This window comes from Streptomyces sp. NPDC101110 (assembly GCF_044759525.1).
Lineage (GTDB): Bacteria > Actinomycetota > Actinomycetes > Streptomycetales > Streptomycetaceae > Streptomyces.
The window spans coordinates 57,872-74,935 of sequence record NZ_JBIVZM010000004.1 but is presented as its reverse complement, the minus strand read 5'-3'; the positions used below and the strand labels follow the sequence as shown (position 1 = coordinate 74,935).

At 71.8% G+C, this 17,064-nt stretch carries 11 protein-coding genes, 4 tRNA genes, 1 other RNA gene and 2 pseudogenes; 8 read left to right on the top strand and 10 right to left on the bottom strand.

The annotated features are described in order from the left end of the window. Window positions 1-804 precede the first annotated feature (804 nt). Window positions 805-1,140, bottom strand: coding sequence for a hypothetical protein (locus ACIQU3_RS09625; protein WP_403742846.1), 336 nt, complete (start codon window positions 1,138-1,140; stop codon window positions 805-807). Between ACIQU3_RS09625 and ACIQU3_RS09620 the strand changes: the two are divergent. Both ACIQU3_RS09620 and ACIQU3_RS09615 read left to right on the top strand, forming a co-directional pair. After that, window positions 1,049-1,748: pseudogene (locus ACIQU3_RS09620) on the top strand (transposase). The gene ACIQU3_RS09625 and the pseudogene ACIQU3_RS09620 sit on opposite strands and share 92 nt — an antisense overlap. Before the next feature lie 58 nt (window positions 1,749-1,806). Further along, window positions 1,807-2,885: pseudogene (locus tag ACIQU3_RS09615) on the top strand (tyrosine-type recombinase/integrase); the annotation flags it as partial. A gap of 79 nt (window positions 2,886-2,964) precedes the next feature. On the opposite strand, the gene ACIQU3_RS09610 reads toward ACIQU3_RS09615, so the two are convergent. After that, a tRNA-Ser gene (locus ACIQU3_RS09610) sits at window positions 2,965-3,052 on the bottom strand. Between the two features lie 72 nt (window positions 3,053-3,124). On the opposite strand from ACIQU3_RS09610, the gene ffs reads away from it, so the two are divergent. The 6 genes from ffs to ACIQU3_RS09580 all read left to right on the top strand — a co-directional run bounded on the left by ffs (window position 3,125) and on the right by ACIQU3_RS09580 (window position 12,340). Continuing rightward, window positions 3,125-3,221, top strand: an RNA gene (gene ffs / locus ACIQU3_RS09605) — signal recognition particle sRNA small type. Window positions 3,222-3,412: 191 nt separating this feature from the next. Continuing rightward, window positions 3,413-5,947, top strand: coding sequence for a DNA polymerase III subunit gamma and tau (locus ACIQU3_RS09600; RefSeq protein ID WP_403924224.1), 2,535 nt, complete (start codon window positions 3,413-3,415; stop codon window positions 5,945-5,947). Window positions 5,948-6,146: 199 nt separating this feature from the next. Next, window positions 6,147-7,397 (top strand): phosphoribosylamine--glycine ligase, encoded by a 1,251-nt coding sequence (gene purD / locus ACIQU3_RS09595; protein WP_403742851.1) that lies wholly within the window; start codon window positions 6,147-6,149, stop codon window positions 7,395-7,397. Between the two features lie 346 nt (window positions 7,398-7,743). Beyond that, window positions 7,744-9,681 (top strand): hypothetical protein, encoded by a 1,938-nt coding sequence (locus ACIQU3_RS09590; protein ID WP_403742854.1) that lies wholly within the window; start codon window positions 7,744-7,746, stop codon window positions 9,679-9,681. Between the two features lie 214 nt (window positions 9,682-9,895). Then, window positions 9,896-11,371 (top strand): N,N-dimethylformamidase beta subunit family domain-containing protein, encoded by a 1,476-nt coding sequence (locus ACIQU3_RS09585; protein ID WP_403742857.1) that lies wholly within the window; start codon window positions 9,896-9,898, stop codon window positions 11,369-11,371. Between the two features lie 69 nt (window positions 11,372-11,440). Continuing rightward, entirely contained in the window at window positions 11,441-12,340 is a 900-nt protein-coding gene (locus tag ACIQU3_RS09580; protein ID WP_403742862.1) for a phosphoribosylaminoimidazolesuccinocarboxamide synthase, read from the top strand. Window positions 12,341-12,382: 42 nt separating this feature from the next. Here ACIQU3_RS09580 and ACIQU3_RS09575 read toward each other — a convergent pair. From ACIQU3_RS09575 to ACIQU3_RS09540, 8 genes are all read right to left on the bottom strand, one after another. Continuing rightward, a tRNA-Gly gene (locus tag ACIQU3_RS09575) sits at window positions 12,383-12,458 on the bottom strand. Between the two features lie 22 nt (window positions 12,459-12,480). Beyond that, the gene (locus ACIQU3_RS09570) at window positions 12,481-13,101 is read right to left on the bottom strand and encodes a response regulator (RefSeq protein WP_403742865.1); all 621 of its coding nucleotides are present in this window, start codon (window positions 13,099-13,101) and stop codon (window positions 12,481-12,483) included. Next, window positions 13,098-14,381 carry a sensor histidine kinase gene (locus tag ACIQU3_RS09565; protein WP_403924221.1) on the bottom strand — a complete coding sequence of 428 codons (1,284 nt, stop codon included), beginning with the start codon at window positions 14,379-14,381 and terminating at the stop codon, window positions 13,098-13,100. The genes ACIQU3_RS09570 and ACIQU3_RS09565 overlap by 4 nt, the downstream gene beginning before the upstream one ends. A gap of 21 nt (window positions 14,382-14,402) precedes the next feature. Then, window positions 14,403-15,206 (bottom strand): ABC transporter permease, encoded by an 804-nt coding sequence (locus ACIQU3_RS09560; protein WP_403742873.1) that lies wholly within the window; start codon window positions 15,204-15,206, stop codon window positions 14,403-14,405. Then, window positions 15,203-16,174, bottom strand: coding sequence for an ABC transporter ATP-binding protein (locus tag ACIQU3_RS09555; protein ID WP_403742878.1), 972 nt, complete (start codon window positions 16,172-16,174; stop codon window positions 15,203-15,205). The genes ACIQU3_RS09560 and ACIQU3_RS09555 overlap by 4 nt, the downstream gene beginning before the upstream one ends. Before the next feature lie 128 nt (window positions 16,175-16,302). Then, window positions 16,303-16,375: transfer RNA gene (locus tag ACIQU3_RS09550), tRNA-Gly, on the bottom strand. A gap of 81 nt (window positions 16,376-16,456) precedes the next feature. Continuing rightward, a tRNA-Gly gene (locus tag ACIQU3_RS09545) sits at window positions 16,457-16,528 on the bottom strand. 133 nt (window positions 16,529-16,661) lie between these two features. Further along, on the bottom strand, window positions 16,662-16,979 hold the full coding sequence (locus ACIQU3_RS09540; RefSeq protein ID WP_403743018.1) for an Lsr2 family protein: 318 nt from the start codon (window positions 16,977-16,979) through the stop codon (window positions 16,662-16,664). Window positions 16,980-17,064: the final 85 nt, after the last annotated feature.

Sequence of the window (17,064 nt, the reverse complement as noted above, 5' to 3'; positions counted from 1 at the left end):
GATGGGCTGCACATCCCCCTCACAGAGGCCACTGGCCCCCCAGGGACACCAGGCGGCCCTCCGTTGATCTTGGACGCGCTCGATGAGATGACGGGGCGGTTGCTCTACAAAATGACCTACCCCTTGGATGAGGACACCGAAGTCGCTTGGGGGGAAGACTGGATCCGCGAGGGTGCTGCTCAGGTGGTGCGTGCCCGGTCGGAACTGTCGCAGTCTCTCATGCGGCGAGTCCAGGAAATCATGGACATCACTGTCCTTGACGCGCGAGGCGCAGAGGAAGCGCCCTCTACGGAAGAACGCTGACGCTGAGAACGGGACCCCCAGCGCGCCACCAACAGACTTGGCTGGGCAGCCTCGGAGTGACGTGCGGGCGTTACGCCCCGTTTGCGGCTGCATTTCAATATGGCCGGATAGTTTCCTAAGGGCTGTCCCGCTACTCCGCCCTGGGCAGGCCCAGGGTTGAGTGCTGGGACGATAGGCCCCGATATCGGGCGCGGCTGCCTGGCCGTCATCGGACAGCAGATGCTGGCATGATGATGCTCATGACCTTGTACCGAAAGGCCGATGCCGCGTAGACGGCCCGGCGCGCTACGCGCTGAACAGTCTCCTCGTGTCCCTTGGAGCTTGCCCCCAGACCGGATCCACGGCCTCTCGTCCCGAACCAGCGTGGCGATAGATCAGGTAGAGAGACTCTCGGACGACTACTACCTCTACCCCGGCGCTACCGACCGCGCGCTGCGGCGATATAGAGCGTTCCTGCAACCACCGGGCCGACGACCCCTGTATCCGCAGGAGACGGGGTGTTCATGCCGTGGCTGTTCCTTCGAGGACGTCCGACACGCCCGCGATGTGCTTGAGGAAGTCTTGCGGCAGTTGCCACCCAGGCCACAGGCCGAGCTCAAAGACCGAGTGCATGCCCTGGACGTCAGGTATGTCGAGCGCACACTGCCGGATCAGTTCGCGGCTCATCGTCAGTGGCGTTCTGACCGCTGGTGGCGGCGCCGCCTGGCCGACGGTCCGGAAGGTCGGTGAGGAGTTCTGCCCTGGCATGGCTGGTGTGATCACGGCGTCGCAGCCGTCCTGGATAGGGCCGTTCACCGGGCTGAGCCCGCGCTGCTTCGGCAAGCTCGTGACCGCCATGCGCCGCGAGGGAGCGGACGTGGCCCGCCGAGGCCGGCCGTGGAGCCTGCCCCTGGAGGACCGCATTTGGCTTGTCGCGGCGTACTGGCGCACCAACTTGACGCTGCGCCAGCTCGCTCCGCTGTTCGGAAACTCGACGTCCGCAGCCGGTCGCATCCCTCACCGTCTCGGGCCGCTGCTCACGTTGCAGCCGCGCCAACGGTTCCACAAGGGCACCGTGCTCATCGTGGACGGCACCTTGGTGCCCACACGTGACCACATGGTGGCTGAGCAGTCGAAGAACTACCGGTACTCCACCAATCACCAGGTCGTGATCGACGCCGATACCCGGTTGGTCAGCTGTCGGCAACACCACGGTGATCGCCGACGGCGGCTACTGCGGCACCGGCCTGGTGATGCCGCACCGCCGCGACCGCGGCCAGGCCGAACTTCCGGCTTGGAAAGAGGAACACAATCGCTCACACCGCAAGGTCCGGGCCCACGTGGAGCACACCTTTGCCCGCATGAAGAGCTGGAAGATCCTTCGCGACTGCCGTCTGAAAGGCGACGGCGTGCATTACGCCATGCTTGGCATCGCCCGTCTGCACAACCTCGCTCTTGCTGGATAGCCGGACCGAGCCTGGACGCCCTCGGCTGTGATGGGCACGAGCCAGTTGATCATTGCGGGTCCGCGAGATGGAGCGGGCGCGAGACGAGAAGAAGCTCAGGAAGCCGGGGCAGAGCTGGACGGTCCAGGCCTGGCTTGAGCACTGGGTCGAGAACATCGCCAAGCCGTACGTCTCCGAGAACACGTACGACGGCTACGAGGTTGACGTGCGCGTGCACCTGGTCCCCGGCCTCGGCGCCCACAAGCTCGACCGCCTGGAGCCGGAACATCTGGAGCGCTTCTACCAGCGGATGCAGGAAGCCGGGAGTTTCGCCGGCACCGCTCACCACGCTCACCGGACGATCCGGGTCGCCCTGGGTGAGGCCAAGCGACGTGGGCATGTCGCCACCAACGCGGCTGAGATCGCCAAGGCCCCGAGACTCGAAGAAGAGGACATCGAGCCGTTCACGATCTAAGAGGTTCAGAGCGTCCTGGTGGAGACCGCCAAGCTCCGCAACAGCGCGCGTTGGGTCGTCGCCCTAGCGCTCGGCCTCCGGCAAGGGGAGGCGCTCGGGCTCCACTGGGAAGTCGTCGACCTGGACGCGGGATACGTCCGCATCCGGAAGAACCGTCTACGCCCCAAGTACGCCCACGGCTGTGGGGACGATCCGTGCGGGCGGAAGGCTGGCTACTGCCCTCAGAAGCAGCAGACCCGCCGCGAGCACAAGTCCACCAAGTCACGCGCCGGGCGGCGCACCATCGACCTGCCCGACCCGCTGATCAAGAATTCTCCGCCAGCACCAGGAGACGCAGGAACGGGAACGGATCGAGGCCGGGGTCGACTGGGAGGGCAAGGGGTACGTCTTCGCCTCGCCGACCGGCGGGCCGCTGAGCCCCAACACCGACTGCCACATCTGGAAGCGGCTCCTGCGGGACGCGGGCGTGCGGGTCGGCCGTCTCCATGACGCTCGCCACACCGCAGCCACCGTCTTGCTGATCCTCGGCGTCCCCGGGCGTCGTGATCGACTCGATCATGGGTTGGGAGCCCGGGGGAGCGGCCCGGATGCGCGCTCGGTACATGCATGTGACGGGGACCATGCTCCGCAAGGTCGCGCAGCAAGTCGGCGACGCGCTGTGGGAGCTCCCGGAAACCAACTGAGACGGAAACTGAGACGGACAACGTCGAAGGGCCCCACCGCGAACGGTGGGGCCCTTCGACATCGTGCCCGGTGAGGCACTGGCGGAGGATACGAGATTCGAACTCGTGAGGGGTTGCCCCCAACACGCTTTCCAAGCGTGCGCCCTAGGCCTCTAGGCGAATCCTCCGCTGGGAACATTACATGACCGAGAGGAGTGCTCGCGAACTCGTTCCCCGGCCCAGACATCAGGTAGCCTTGGCGCAGCCCCTCACGCGGCGCTATCTGACTGAACTCCCCCAGGGCCGGAAGGCAGCAAGGGTAGGTTGGCTCTGGCGGGTGCGTGGGGGGCGTCTGCGTTCCCGGACGATCTCGCGGACGGATGTCCAGGGCGGTTGCGGGCGGCCCGCCGGACGGATGTCCCGCGGGGATCCGGACGGATGTCCCGCGGGGATGCCGAGGGCGTCTGCCCGACGGATGTCCAGGGCGGATCTGCCGGGCCGGGTCGGGGCCGGCCCCGATGTCACTGGGCGCCTATAACCTCGTATGCGTGTCGTCTCTCGCTCTGTACCGCCGCTACCGCCCCGAGACCTTCGCCGAGGTCATCGGGCAGGAGCATGTCACCGACCCGCTGCAGCAGGCGCTGCGGAACAACCGGGTCAACCACGCGTACCTGTTCAGCGGGCCGCGCGGCTGTGGCAAGACGACCAGCGCGCGGATCCTGGCCCGCTGTCTGAACTGCGAGCAGGGGCCCACGCCCACGCCGTGCGGCGAGTGCCAGTCCTGTCAGGACCTCGCCCGCAACGGCCCCGGTTCCATCGACGTCATCGAGATCGACGCCGCTTCCCACGGTGGCGTGGACGACGCCCGTGACCTGCGGGAGAAGGCCTTCTTCGGTCCGGCCCGCAGCCGGTACAAGATCTACATCATCGACGAGGCCCACATGGTCACGTCGGCCGGCTTCAACGCGCTGCTGAAGGTCGTCGAGGAGCCGCCGGAGCACCTCAAGTTCATCTTCGCGACCACCGAGCCCGAGAAGGTCATCGGGACGATCCGGTCCCGGACTCACCACTACCCCTTCCGGCTCGTGCCCCCCGGCACCCTCCGGGAGTACCTCGGGCAGGTCTGCGAGAAGGAGACCATCCCCGTCGACGACGGTGTGCTCCCGCTCGTCGTGCGGGCGGGCGGCGGGTCCGTGCGTGACTCCATGTCCGTCATGGACCAGCTCCTCGCGGGCGCTGCGGCCGACGGTGTGACGTACGCCATGGCCACCGCCCTGCTCGGGTACACCGACGGCTCCCTCCTCGATTCCGTCGTCGAGGCCTTCGCCACCGGCGACGGTGCCGCGGCCTTCGAGGTCGTGGACCGTGTGATCGAGGGCGGCAACGACCCCCGCCGTTTCGTCGCCGACCTCCTGGAGCGGCTGCGCGACCTGGTGATCCTCTCCGCCGTGCCGGACGCGGCGGAGAAGGGGCTCATCGACGCCCCCGCCGATGTGATCGACCGCATGCAGGCCCAGGCAGGCACCTTCGGCCCTGCCGAGCTGAGCCGCGCTGCCGACCTCGTCAACGAGGGCCTGACCGAGATGCGCGGCGCGAACTCGCCCCGCCTCCAGCTCGAACTGATCTGCGCCCGCGTCCTGCTGCCCGCCGCCTACGGAGACGAGCGCTCCGTGATGGCCCGCCTCGACAGGATCGAGCGCGGTGTGAACTTCTCCGCGGGGCCCGCCGGTATGCCCGCCATGGGATACGTACCCGGGCCGGAGGGCCACGCGGGCGCGGCGGCCGCACCAGGCCAGGCGGGCGGCCCCGCCCAGGCCCAGGCAGGTGGCCCCGCCGCCCAGGCCCAGGCGGGTGGTGGCGTACCGGTGGCGCCGGGTGGCGGCCCGGCCGCTGCCCGCGCGGCGGTCCGCGCCTCCGGAGCACCGGGCAACGGCGGCAGTGGTGCGGGCGGAGGCGGCCATGCGGCGGCCGCGACCGGCCCCGCCCCCGCGCCGGCGGGCCAGGGCGCTCCGCCGTCGCCACAAGGCCCTCCCGCGCCTCCCGCGTCTCCCGTCCCGGCAGCCGGCGCCCAAGGCGGGCCCTCCGCTTCCGAGGGGCCGGGCACCGCCATGCCCCCCGCTGAAGCCCCGGCCGCATCCGCTCCCGCCCCCACCGGACCCGCCCAGCCGTCCCCGGCCGCCCCCGGTGCCTGGCCCACCGCCGCCTCCGCGGGAAGCGGCGCCCGTCGCCCCGGAGGCTGGCCCACCGCGGCCTCGGGTGCCCCGGCCCCGAACACCCCCCCGGCCCCCGCCCCCGGCCCCGACAACCCACCGGCTTCCCCGCCCCACACTCCGGCCCGGACCACGCCGGCCCCGGCCCCGGCTCCCGCCCCCGCTCCCATGGGCGGCGGCGGTCTCGACCCCCGGATGCTCTGGCCGAACATCCTGGACGCGGTCAAGAACCGCCGGCGCTTCACCTGGATCCTGCTCAGCCAGAACGCCCAGGTGGCGGGCTTCGACGGCACGACCCTGCAGCTCGGCTTCGTCAACGCGGGCGCCCGGGACAACTTCCTGAGCAGCGGCAGCGAGGACGTGCTGCGGCAGGCGCTGGGCGAGCAGTTCAACGTCCAGTGGAAGATCGAGGCGATCGTCGACCCGTCGGGCGGCTCCGCGTCCCCCGCGCCGGGCGGCCCCTCCGGCCTCGGCGGCGGTGGCGTCCACCACACCGGCGGCGGCCCGAGCGCCGGCGGTGGCTACAACCCCGGTGGGGGTCCCGGCGCCGGCGGTGGAGGCTACAACTCCGGCGGCGGCTACAACGCGAGCGGCGGTACGGCGACGGCCCAGCGCCCCGCCCCCGCCGCGTCGGCGTCCCCGGCCCCTCCCGCCCAGCACGGCTCCGGCTCCGCCGCGACCTCCACTCCGGCGGCCCCGCCGACCGCCGCCTCCGTTCCCCAGCCGTCCGCCCCGCAGCGGCGCCACGTCTCCGTCGAGGAGGACATCCCGGAGGACGACGACCCCGACCTCGACGAGTCGGCCCTCTCCGGCCAGGAGCTGATCGTCCGGGAGCTGGGGGCGACGGTGGTCGAGGAGTTCACGAACGAATAGGGCGGCAGCGGAAGGCCGGGCCCCCTTCAGGGCGGAATGGGGGGCCGGGCCCGCCTTTAGGACGGGAGCGGAAAGCCGGGCCCCCTTCAAGAAGTGAGCAGGAAGCCGGGCCCCTTGGAGGAATCTCCAGCTCAAGATCGGTCCTCCCTTCGGCAGCCCGCACAAGGAGAACCGGGCGGTTCCCGTTAGGCTGACCCCCGTGAAGGTCCTCGTCATCGGCAGCGGCGCCCGCGAACACGCCCTGTGCCACTCCCTGTCCCACGACCCCGACGTCACGGCGCTGCACTGCGCCCCCGGCAACGCCGGCATCGCCGAGGTCGCCGAGCTGCATCAGGTCGACGCCCTGGACGGCGCCGCCGTCACCGAGCTGGCCACCCGCCTCGGCGCGGAGCTCGTGGTCGTCGGCCCGGAGGCCCCGCTGGTCGCCGGTGTCGCCGACGCCGTGCGCGACGCGGGCATCCCGGTCTTCGGCCCGTCCGGCCGGGCCGCACAGCTCGAGGGCTCAAAGGCCTTCGCGAAGGACGTCATGGCGGCGGCCGAGGTGCCCACGGCCCGGTCGTACGTCTGCACCACGCCGGACGAGGTCGACACGGCCCTCGACGCCTTCGGCGCGCCGTACGTCGTGAAGGACGACGGGCTCGCCGCGGGCAAGGGCGTCGTCGTCACCGACGACCTCGAAGCGGCCCGGGCCCATGCGGCGGCCTGCGAGCGCGTGGTCATCGAGGAGTACCTCGACGGCCCCGAGGTGTCCCTGTTCGCCGTCACCGACGGCGAGACGGTCGTACCGCTCCAGCCCGCCCAGGACTTCAAGCGCGCGCTGGACGGCGACGAGGGACCCAACACCGGCGGCATGGGCGCGTACTCCCCGCTGCCCTGGGCCGACCCGAAGCTGGTCGACGAGGTGCTGCAGACCGTGCTGCAGCCGACCGTGGACGAGATGCACCGGCGCGGCACGCCGTTCTCCGGCCTGCTCTACGCCGGTCTCGCGATCACCTCCCGGGGCGTCCGCGTGATCGAGTTCAACGCCCGGTTCGGAGACCCCGAGACGCAGGTCGTCCTGGCCCGGCTGAAGACGCCGCTGGCCGGTCTGCTGATGGCCGCGGCCACCGGCAACCTCGCCCACCTGGAGCCGCTGCGCTGGAGCGAGGACGCGGCCGTGACGGTGGTCGTCGCCTCGCACAACTACCCCGGCACCCCGCGCACCGGCGACCCGATCACTGGCCTGGACGAGGTCGCCGCGCAGGACGCCCCGCACGCGTACGTGCTGCACGCCGGCACCCGCCAGGAGGGGGACGCCGTCGTCAGCGCGGGCGGCCGCGTCCTGTCCGTGACCGCCACCGGCAAGGATCTCAGCGAGGCCCGCGACCGCGCCTACACGGCCGTCGGCCGCATCCGCCTCGACGGCTCCCAGCACCGCACGGACATCGCGGCGAAGGCGGCGGGGGCGTAAAGGCCCCTTCTCGTGCGGCCGGAGCGGGAAACCACCCCGCCGCCGATGAACCCCCCAGGCCCCGGATCCGTCTCAGGATCCGGGGCCTGAACCATGCGTAGGCGCGGAGGTTCGTATACGAGAGACGGGAGCCCGACGCTCGTTTTCCGTCATCCACCTCTCCCCAGAGCCATTCCATCGAGTGACCGATGCCGTATCCGGCTGACGGGGGGTGGAGCCCCAACTAAGGTGCGGCGCAAGCGTTCCGGCACTTGGCCCACCGGCATTGCGATGTCGGAGACGGGTGCCACAGTGGGGGAGTGAGCAAGGGAAGCGTCGGGTCAACGGGGAGGGGGTGAGGTCGGTCGTGACCGGAACGGGTGTGGAAGCGGGCGCGCAGATCGCGCGGGCACGAGCACTGGCCGTGCTGCGCATCCGCAGTCGGGCCCTGGCCGTCGCCCTGCTGCCGGCCGCCGTCGCCGTGATCCTGCTCGCCGGCGCCGCCGGTGACCGCCTCCAGGGGCCGGGGTGGGACACCGCCCGGGCGGTTCTGACGCCGCTCGCCGCCCTCGTGCTGCTCGCCGCCGCCGGGATCGCCCTGGTCGTCGCCCGCGCCCGGCCCGCCATGAGCCCGACCGTCCCGGTCGCCGAGGAGGCGGCCCCCGACCTCTACCGGATGGTGCGGGACCTGGCCGACCGCCTCGACGTCCCCGCGCCGTCCGCGATAGCGCTCACCCCGGACTGCGACAGCTGGCTGGAGGACCGCACCCACCGCTCCCACGCGCGGCCCCCGGCCGAGAAGCACCACGACATGGCGGGGGCGGGCAAGCAGGCACAGCGCGGGCAGCCCGTCGCGCCGGTCCTCGTCATCGGCTCCCCGTTCCTGTGGTGGATGCGGGTCGGCGAGCTGCGTGCGGTCCTCGCCCCGGTGATCGCCGGCACGGGCCCCTCGGCCCACCCGGACATAGCCGCCGCCCGGCGCTTCATCCAGGGCCTGGACGCCGCCGTGGCCGTGGCATCCGCGCCCCGCCGCGATCCGGTGTCGCGCTGGGTGCTCGCCGGGGTCGGCCGGGTCGCCCGGCTTCTGCTGCGCAGCTGCCGGATCCACGCCGCCGAGATGGAGCGGGGCGTGGCGGCCGCGGCCGCGGAGCGTGCACAGGCTGTGGATTACGGGCTGCGGATCGTCGCCCAGGAGCAGGTGGGTCTGGCCTACGCGGGCTGGGACCGGCTGCTGACCCGGGTGGCGCTGCCCGCCTGGCGGATGGGCCGCTGGCCCTCCCGGCTGGACGCAGGTGTGGTCGCGGCGCTCACGGAGCTGTCCCGGCGGGACCGCCTGGCCGAGGGTTTCGCGTCCCGGCTGGGCGAGCGGCCGGCCTGCGACCTGCTGGAGGAGCCCGGCGCGGTCGACGAAGCCGCGTCCCTGCTCGCCGCCCGCCTCTTCCACGGCGGCCCCGCCGGGCCCGGGCCCGACTGGTCGCCGGTGGACTGGAGCGAGTATCCGGAAGAGGTCGTGGACCGCAAGTGGCGCCTGGACGCGGCCCGCCTCCATCGCGTCCTGGACGCGATGGGCGTCCGCCCCGCCCCGGGCCCCACGACCGCCGCCACCGACGCCCCGACCCTCTCCCGCGTCCTCGACCACCTCACGGCCACGACCTCCGCGGACCGGACCGAGGCCAAGACCCGCACCGGAGCCGGCAGCCCCTCAGCGGACCACCCGGCCGCTGCCGCCGCGGACCACCCGGCCGCTGCCTCAGCGGACCACCCGGCCGCTGCCCCTGCGACGCACCCCCCGACGCACCCGTCAGCGCCCCCGCCCGCTGCCGGACCGGACACGGACCCCCCGGACGCCCTCGACGACGAGGACCTCTCCGGTACGACGGCCCCCAGCGCCACGCTCGCGGCCCGGCTCAGCGCCGAACTGGCCCGGGAGGAGGCCGCCCCCACCCCGGCGAACCCCTCACCGGCCTCACAGCCCCCCGCCACCGCCGCGGCCCCCGCCCCGGATCCCGCGGCCCTCTGGGACGACCGGGCGCTCCCCCTCTTCCCCCTCCAGCCCCCGCGCACCGCCAGGGAACTGCTCGCGGACCACCTCACCGCGATGGTCTGCTGCGCCGCGATGGACACCGCCGGTGCCACGCCCGGCCTGGACTGGCTGGACGGCCCGACCCTCCTCGTCGACGGCGAGCGCACGGCCGATCTGGCCCCCATGGTCCTGTCGCTCATCGAGGACGGCGACGCCACGTCTCTGCGGATCTGGCTGTCCCAGCTCGGCATACGCCCGGAGAAGCCCGTCCGCCTCGGCTGACCCACCGGAGCACCCACTTCCGGTTCTGGCCAATTCAAAACGAACAGTGACGAAACGCGTGCTTTATGTGATGTGCTTGGACCGTTCGCGTGCATGGCAAGCGCGTGCGACATACGACAAACACATAGGCGTGAACGCGTCGCACGCACCACACCAGCAGGCATCACCACACCGGCAGGCACCACCACGGGGGCGATGGGGAGGGGAGACGACCATGGGCTCGGAGCAGATCCGCCGCTGGGAGTCGGGGGCGCTGGCGCACGCCGTGACGGACCCCTTCGGACAGGGCCCCGTTCCGTGGCTGCGCGGCAACGTGACGTACTTCGACGACTCGGGCCAGGTCGTCCCCTGGTACGTGGACCAGGACACCCCCCACCCGTCGAAGTGGGGCAGCCGGTCGGGCGGCCCCCGCGCGGCCGACGACGTGCACCGTCAGATCAAGGGCTTCACCTCCACCGGCGCGGTGGCGCCCGGTGAGGCCATCGACTTCCACATCACGGTGGACCCGCCGCAGCAGTTCGCCGTCGACATCTACCGCATCGGCCATTACGGCGGTGACGGTGCCGCGAAGATCACCACCAGCCCGCGGCTGTCCGGCATCGTCCAGCCCGCGCCGCTCGCCGCCGACCGTACGGTCTCCTGCCACCACTGGTGGCTGTCCTGGCGCCTGCAGGTCCCCTCGTACTGGAACGTCGGCGCGTACGTCGCCGTCCTCACCACCGCCGACGGCTACCGCTCCCACGTCCCGTTCACGGTCCGCCACGACCAGCCCGCCGACCTGCTGCTCGTGCTGCCCGACGTCACCTGGCAGGCGTACAACCTCTACCCGGAGGACGGCCGCACGGGCGCCAGCCTCTACCACGCGTGGGACGCCGAGGGCCGGCTCCTGGGCGAGTCCGAGGCGGCCACGACGGTGTCGTTCGACCGCCCCTACGCGGGCGCGGGCCTCCCGCTCCACGTCGGCCACGCCTACGACTTCATCCGCTGGGCCGAGCGCTACGGCTACGACGTCGCCTACGCCACGGCCAGTGACCTGCACGCGGGCCACGTCGACCCCGCCCGCTACCGCGGCCTGGTCTTCCCGGGCCACGACGAGTACTGGTCGGCCGCCATGCGCACCACGGTGGAACTCGGCCGCGACGCCGGCACCTCGCTGGTCTTCCTCTCCGCCAACTCCATGTACTGGCAGGTGGAGCTCGGCCCGTCCCCCTCCGGCGTTCCCGACCGGCTGCTGACCTGCCGCAAGCGCCGGGGCCCGGGCAAGCCGGTGCTGTGGCGGGAGATCGACCGGGCGGAACAGCAGCTCCTGGGCATCCAGTACGCCGGGCCCGTCCCCGAGCCGCACCCGCTGATCGTGCGCAACGCCGGACACTGGCTGTGGGAGGCCACGGGGGCGCACGAGGGCGACGAGATCGAGAACCTGGTGGCGGGCGAAGCCGACCGCTACTTCCCGCGCACCTCGCTGCCCGAGCACGAGGAGCGGATCCTGCTCGCCCACTCCCCGTACACCGACAAGGAGGGCGTCGCGCGCCACCAGGAGACGTCCCTGTACCGCGCTCCCTCCGGCGCCTGGGTCTTCGCAGCAGGGACGTTCGCCTGGTCCCCCGCCCTGGACCGCCCCGGCCACGTCGACACGCGTATCCAGCGCGCCACGGCGAATCTGCTGGACCGCATCTGCAAACGCGACTGACCCCATGTCCGGGATCGGGCTCGTATACGGGAGAATCGAGCCACTTGGACAGAACCACGGGGAGGAACCGTGTCCGGATTCGTCGAAAAGCCCGAGCCGATCCAGGTTCCGGGCCTGGTGCATCTGCACACCGGCAAGGTGCGCGAGCTGTACCGGAACGAGGCGGGCGACCTCGTGATGGTCGCCAGCGACCGCATGTCCGCCTACGACTGGGTGCTGCCGACCGAGATCCCCGACAAGGGCCGGATCCTCACGCAGCTCTCCCTGTGGTGGTTCGAGCGGCTCGCCGACCTGGCCCCGAACCACGTCCTGAGCACGGATCTGCCCGAGGGCGCCCCCGCCGACTGGGCGGGCCGCACGCTGATCTGCAAGTCGCTGCAGATGGTCCCCGTGGAGTGCGTGGCCCGCGGCTACCTCACCGGCTCGGGCCTCGCCGAGTACAACGAGACGCGCACGGTCTGCGGGCTCGCCCTGCCGGAGGGCCTGACCGACGGCAGCGAACTGCCCGCCCCGATCTTCACCCCGGCCACCAAGGCCGCCGTCGGCGAGCACGACGAGAACGTCTCCTACGAGGAGGTCGCCCGCCAGGTCGGCGCGGAGACGGCGGCCCGGCTGCGCCAGGCGACCCTCGCGGTCTACTCCCGCGGCCGGGACATCGCCCGGGAACGGGGCATCATCCTCGCCGACACCAAGTTCGAGTTCGGCTTCGACGGCGACGACCTGGTCCTCGCGGACGAGGTCCTCACCGCGGACTCCTCCCGTTTCTGGCCGGCCGACCAGTGGCAGCCGGGCCGGGCGCAGCCGTCGTACGACAAGCAGTTCGTCCGCGATTGGCTGACCTCGCCGGAGTCCGGCTGGGACCGCAAGAGCGAGCAGCCCCCGCCCGCCCTGCCCCAGCAGGTCGTCGACGCCACCCGCGCCAAGTACGTCGAGGCGTACGAGCGCCTGACCGGCACGAGCTGGTCGTAGGACACGAAGAAGCCCCCCGGCGGAACCGGGGGGCTTCTTCGATGGAGCGAACGACGAGGTTCGAACTCGCGACCTCAACCTTGGCAAGGTTGCGCTCTACCAACTGAGCTACGTTCGCATGCGCCGTGGCGCGAGAACCACTATACCCAACCTCGCTCCCGCGCGAGCCGTACCGCGGCATGCCGGTTCTCCGCACCGAGCTTCGACACGGCCGACGACAGATAGTTCCGCACGGTGCCCTGCGACAGCGCGGCCCGCTCGGCGATCTCCGCGACGGGCGCACCGTCCGCGGCGAGTTCCAGCACCTCGGCCTCCCGCGCGGTCAGCGGCGAGTCCCCGGCGGCGATCGCGTCGGCGGCCAACTCCGGGTCGACGTAACGGTTCCCGGCGTGCACGGTCCGGATGAGCTCCGCCAGCCGTTGCGCGCTCACGGTCTTCGGCACGAACCCCCGCACCCCCGCCGCCAGGGCCCGCTTCAGATGGCCGGGCCGCCCGTGGCTGGTGACGATGAGCACCTTGCAGCCAGCGAGTTCGGCCCGCAGGGATGTGGCGACCTTCACACCGTCGGCCCCGGGCATCTGGAGATCCAGCACGGCGACGTCGGGCTTGTGGGCCCGGGCCATGGCCAGCGCCTCGGGGCCGGTGGCGGCCTCGGCGACGACGACGAGGTCGTCCTCCAGCGACAGCAGGGCGGCCAGCGCCCCTCGGATGAGGTGCTCGTCGTCGGCGAGCAGCAGCCGCACGGGCTCCACGGCCGTCATGGCGTGACCTCGCTCACCGCACGCGCGGCGACGGCGGCCGGAACGACGCCGGAGGGGCCGGGCCGGGACGGCAGCGGGATCTCCGCCGTCAGCCGGAACCGCCCTTGCCCCGCGGGCCCGGCCTCCAGCGTCCCGTCGATCACCGCCAGCCGCTCCCGCAGCCCGGCGAGCCCCGAACCGGCCGGGCCGGCCTTGGACTCCGTCCCCGCCTCGCTCACCCCGTCGTTCTCCACGGACAACACCACCCGCCCCTCCAGCACCTGCAATCGCACCTCGCACCGCTGCGCGTCCCCGTGCCGCAGGACGTTCGTCGCGGCCTCCCGCACCACCCACCCCAGGGCGGACTGCACCGCAGTCGGCAATCCGGCCGCCGTCGCCCCGCCGACCGTGCAGTCGATGCCGGCCGCCGCCAGCACCCCTTGCGCCCCGGCGAGTTCCGAGCCGAGGTCGGCCTCCCGGTAGCCGCGCACGACCTCCCGCACCTCCCGCTGCGACTCCTGCGCGAGCCGCTGCACCTCGACCATCTGCGACACGGCCTCGGGGCGTCCCCGCTGGGCCAGCTGGACGGCCAGCTCGCTCTTCAAGGCGATCACGGCGAGGTTGCGCCCCATGACGTCGTGCAGATCCCGCCCGAACCTCAGCCGCTCCTCGGCGACGGCGAGCCGGGCCCGGGTCTCGCGGGCCTCGTCGAGTTCGTAGACGGCGTTCAGCAGCCACACCGAGAAGACGGCCGTGAAAGCGATGAACATGCCGCCGATCAGCACGATCAGCGCCGTGAAGAGCGCGGTGAGGGCGGGGGCGCCGAGGACCAGGGCCACCACCAGGGTGCCTGCCGCGAAACCGCCCGAGACGCCGAACGCGCGCCGGCGTGAGCGGACGCCGAGCGCGATGATGCCCGGACCGAAGATCAGGATCACCCCGAAGACCCCACCGGCGGCGGTGTCGACCTCCTCGCGGCGGGGTCCGTGCTCGGCGAGGGCGAGCGCGGCGGCGGCGATCGCGGCGGTGACGGCGCCCAGCGTCCACATCAGTCCGGTGGGCTGCGGCCTGCGCCCGCGCGTCCAGTCGACCGCCCGTGACACGGTCACGAAGCAGAGGGCGGCGTGCACGGCGACCACCAGCATGACGGCACCGCCGAGGCGCGCCCCGAGCGGGGCCACTGACGTGAGCCCGACGGAGAAGAACTCCATCACCGCGAAGAAGTGGAACGACCACCGTGTGTACGTCTCGACCTTCTCCGGCGTGCTCTTGTGCCGCCACCACCTGCCCGGCATGCGCATCGGCCCGTCACTCCCCCTCGGTCAGCGGCGCGGTTCCCAGCGGAACCACCGCCGTACAGCAAACACCGCGATGAGGATCCAGGCCACGGCGGTCGCGAGCGCGCCCAGTGCCTCGTACGCGGAAAGGTCTCCGGTCCAGCCCCCGCGCACCAGTGTGACGACCGGCGTCAGGGGCAGCAGCTCGCAGACGGACGCCAGGCGTTCCGGCATGAGCTCCAGCGGCCAGAACATGCCGGAGCCGATCATCGAGACCAGCAGCAGCGGCATGGGCGTGGCCTGGGCGCTCTCGCCGGTCCGGGTGAAACTCGCGGTGGCCGCGGCGAGCGCGGAGCACATCACGAGCCCCAACAGCAGGCCGAGCACCACCAGATGGGGTGCCGACGGCGCGGACAGGTCCAGCAGTGCGACGCAGCCCGCCGTCAGCAGCAGGCACTGGGCCAGCCCGGTGAGGGCGGCCGGCAGTGAGGAACCGGCCAGGATCTCGACGTCCGTCAGCTCGCCGGTGCGCAGCCGCTTGAGGACGAGCTCCTCACGCCGGACGACGAACACGCCGACGAGCACCGAGTAGACGGCGAACAGCAGGGAGAAGCCGACCGCGGCGGGCAGCACCAGCGTGCCGGTGCTCAGCCCCGCCCCGGCGAGGTCCATCTCCTCCGCCGCCGACCGCACGCTGACCGGCATCACCAGCGGTACGAACAACGCGGCGACGAGCGCGCCCCGGGTCCGCCCCAGGAGCGTCAGTTCGGCGCGGGCGAGTGCGGTCATCCGGCTCAACGGGGTCGTCGCCGCCGCTGCCGGGCGGGGCGTCGTGCGGATGGCGCTCATGCCGCGTACTCCTTCGTCGTCACGCCGTCGGCCCGCTCCGCGGAGACGCTCTTGGCGATGTTGAGGAACGCCTCCTCCAACGAGGCCGAGCGCACGTCCAGGCGGCGCAGCTCGACCCCGGCCTGCGCGGCCCACATCAGCAGGCCGGTCGCCGACCGCTGCAGTTCATGGGTGCGCAGCCGGACGATCCGGCCGTCGGTCTCGTGGCCGGTGACGCCCAGTTCGCCGAGCGGCGGGAGGTCGCCGACGAAGTAGCCGTCGGGCAGTTCGAAGGAGATCCGGGACGGCTCGGCGGCCGTCACCTCGGCCGGGGTACCGGTGGTCGCGATCCGGCCCTCGTGCATGATCGCGAGCCGGTCGGCGAGGATCTCGGCCTCTTCCAGGTAGTGCGTGGTCAGCAGCACGGTCGTCCCGCCGTCGCGCAGCGCGCTCACCAACTCCCAGGTGGCCCTGCGGCCTTCGGCGTCCAGCCCGGTGGACGGCTCGTCGAGGAAGAGCACCTCGGGGTCGCCGAGCAGGGCGAGCGCCAGGTCGAGGCGGCGCCGCTGGCCGCCGGACAGCTGTTTGACCCGCGTGCCGGCCTTGGATTCCAGGCCGACCAGCGCCAATACCTCCGCCGGCGGCCGGGCCCCGCTCACGCATCCCGCCCACATCCGGGCGGTCTCGGCGACGGTGAGCTCGGAGGGGAAGCCGCCTTCCTGGAGCATCACGCCGGTGCGGGGCCGCACGGCGGCCCGGTCGGCGTAGGGGTCGTGTCCGAGGACCCGTACCAGTCCGCCGGCGGGCTGCGCGAGTCCCTCCAGGAGTTCGACGGTCGAGGTCTTGCCCGCGCCGTTGGTGCCGAGCAGCGCGAAGATCTCCCCGCGCCGGACGGAAAAACTGATTCCGCGTACCGCCTCGAACCCGCCCCCGTACACACGTCGCAGGTCGGTGACCTCAATCACGTGTTCGTGTCCGCTGGTTTCCATGCGTCAAGCGTCCCGGCCGGGCGGGACCGGAGGCAGTGCGCGCTGTCATCACTCGGCATGACAAATGTCAGAGGCGGGGAGCGCGCACGAAGAAGCCCCGGTCCTGATGGACCGGGGCTTCTTTCCCGAGCGGACGACGAGGTTCGAACTCGCGACCTCAACCTTGGCAAGGTTGCGCTCTACCAACTGAGCTACGTCCGCATTTGCTCCCGATCAGCTTTCACTGACCGGTGCGGGCACCAGCCTACCTGATCCACCGTGGTGGCCGGTACGGCGATGCAGAGCGGGTGACAGGAATCGCACACTGCGCCTTCCCCCTGGAAGGGGGATGTTCTACTACTGAACTACACCCGCATGTTTCCGTGAGCTGGGCCTTTCGGCCTCGCCCCTCGGCGTGCTCCAGACTCTAGCTGATCAGCAGGGGTGCTGCGCAAGTCGGCTGCCGCGAGGGGCGGGTGACCGGCACCGGTCCGGGCCCGACGGGGCGTCACTGGGCCGCGGTGAACGCCTCGTAGACCTTCTTGGGGATGCGCCCGCGTGCGGGGACCTCCATCTTGTTGGCCTGCGCCCAGGCGCGCACGGCCGACGGGTCGGGGGCGACCTCCGTCTGCCGGTACGCCTTGCCCGAGCGGGACCGCTTGCGGCCGGCCTCCACGTAGGGCTCGAGTGCCTTCCGCAGCTCTCCGGCGTTGCCTTCGCTCAGGTCGATCTCGTACGACTTGCCGTCCAGTCCGAAGGCGATCGTTTCCGCCGCTTCCGAGCCGTCGATGTCGTCAAAGAGAGTGACCACGACCTTCTGCGCCACGAATATCGGTCCCTTCATGCGGCACTTTGCCAATTCATTTGTACAGTGCCTGGCAATACATTGTGAAGCCCGACTAAATCCTTCC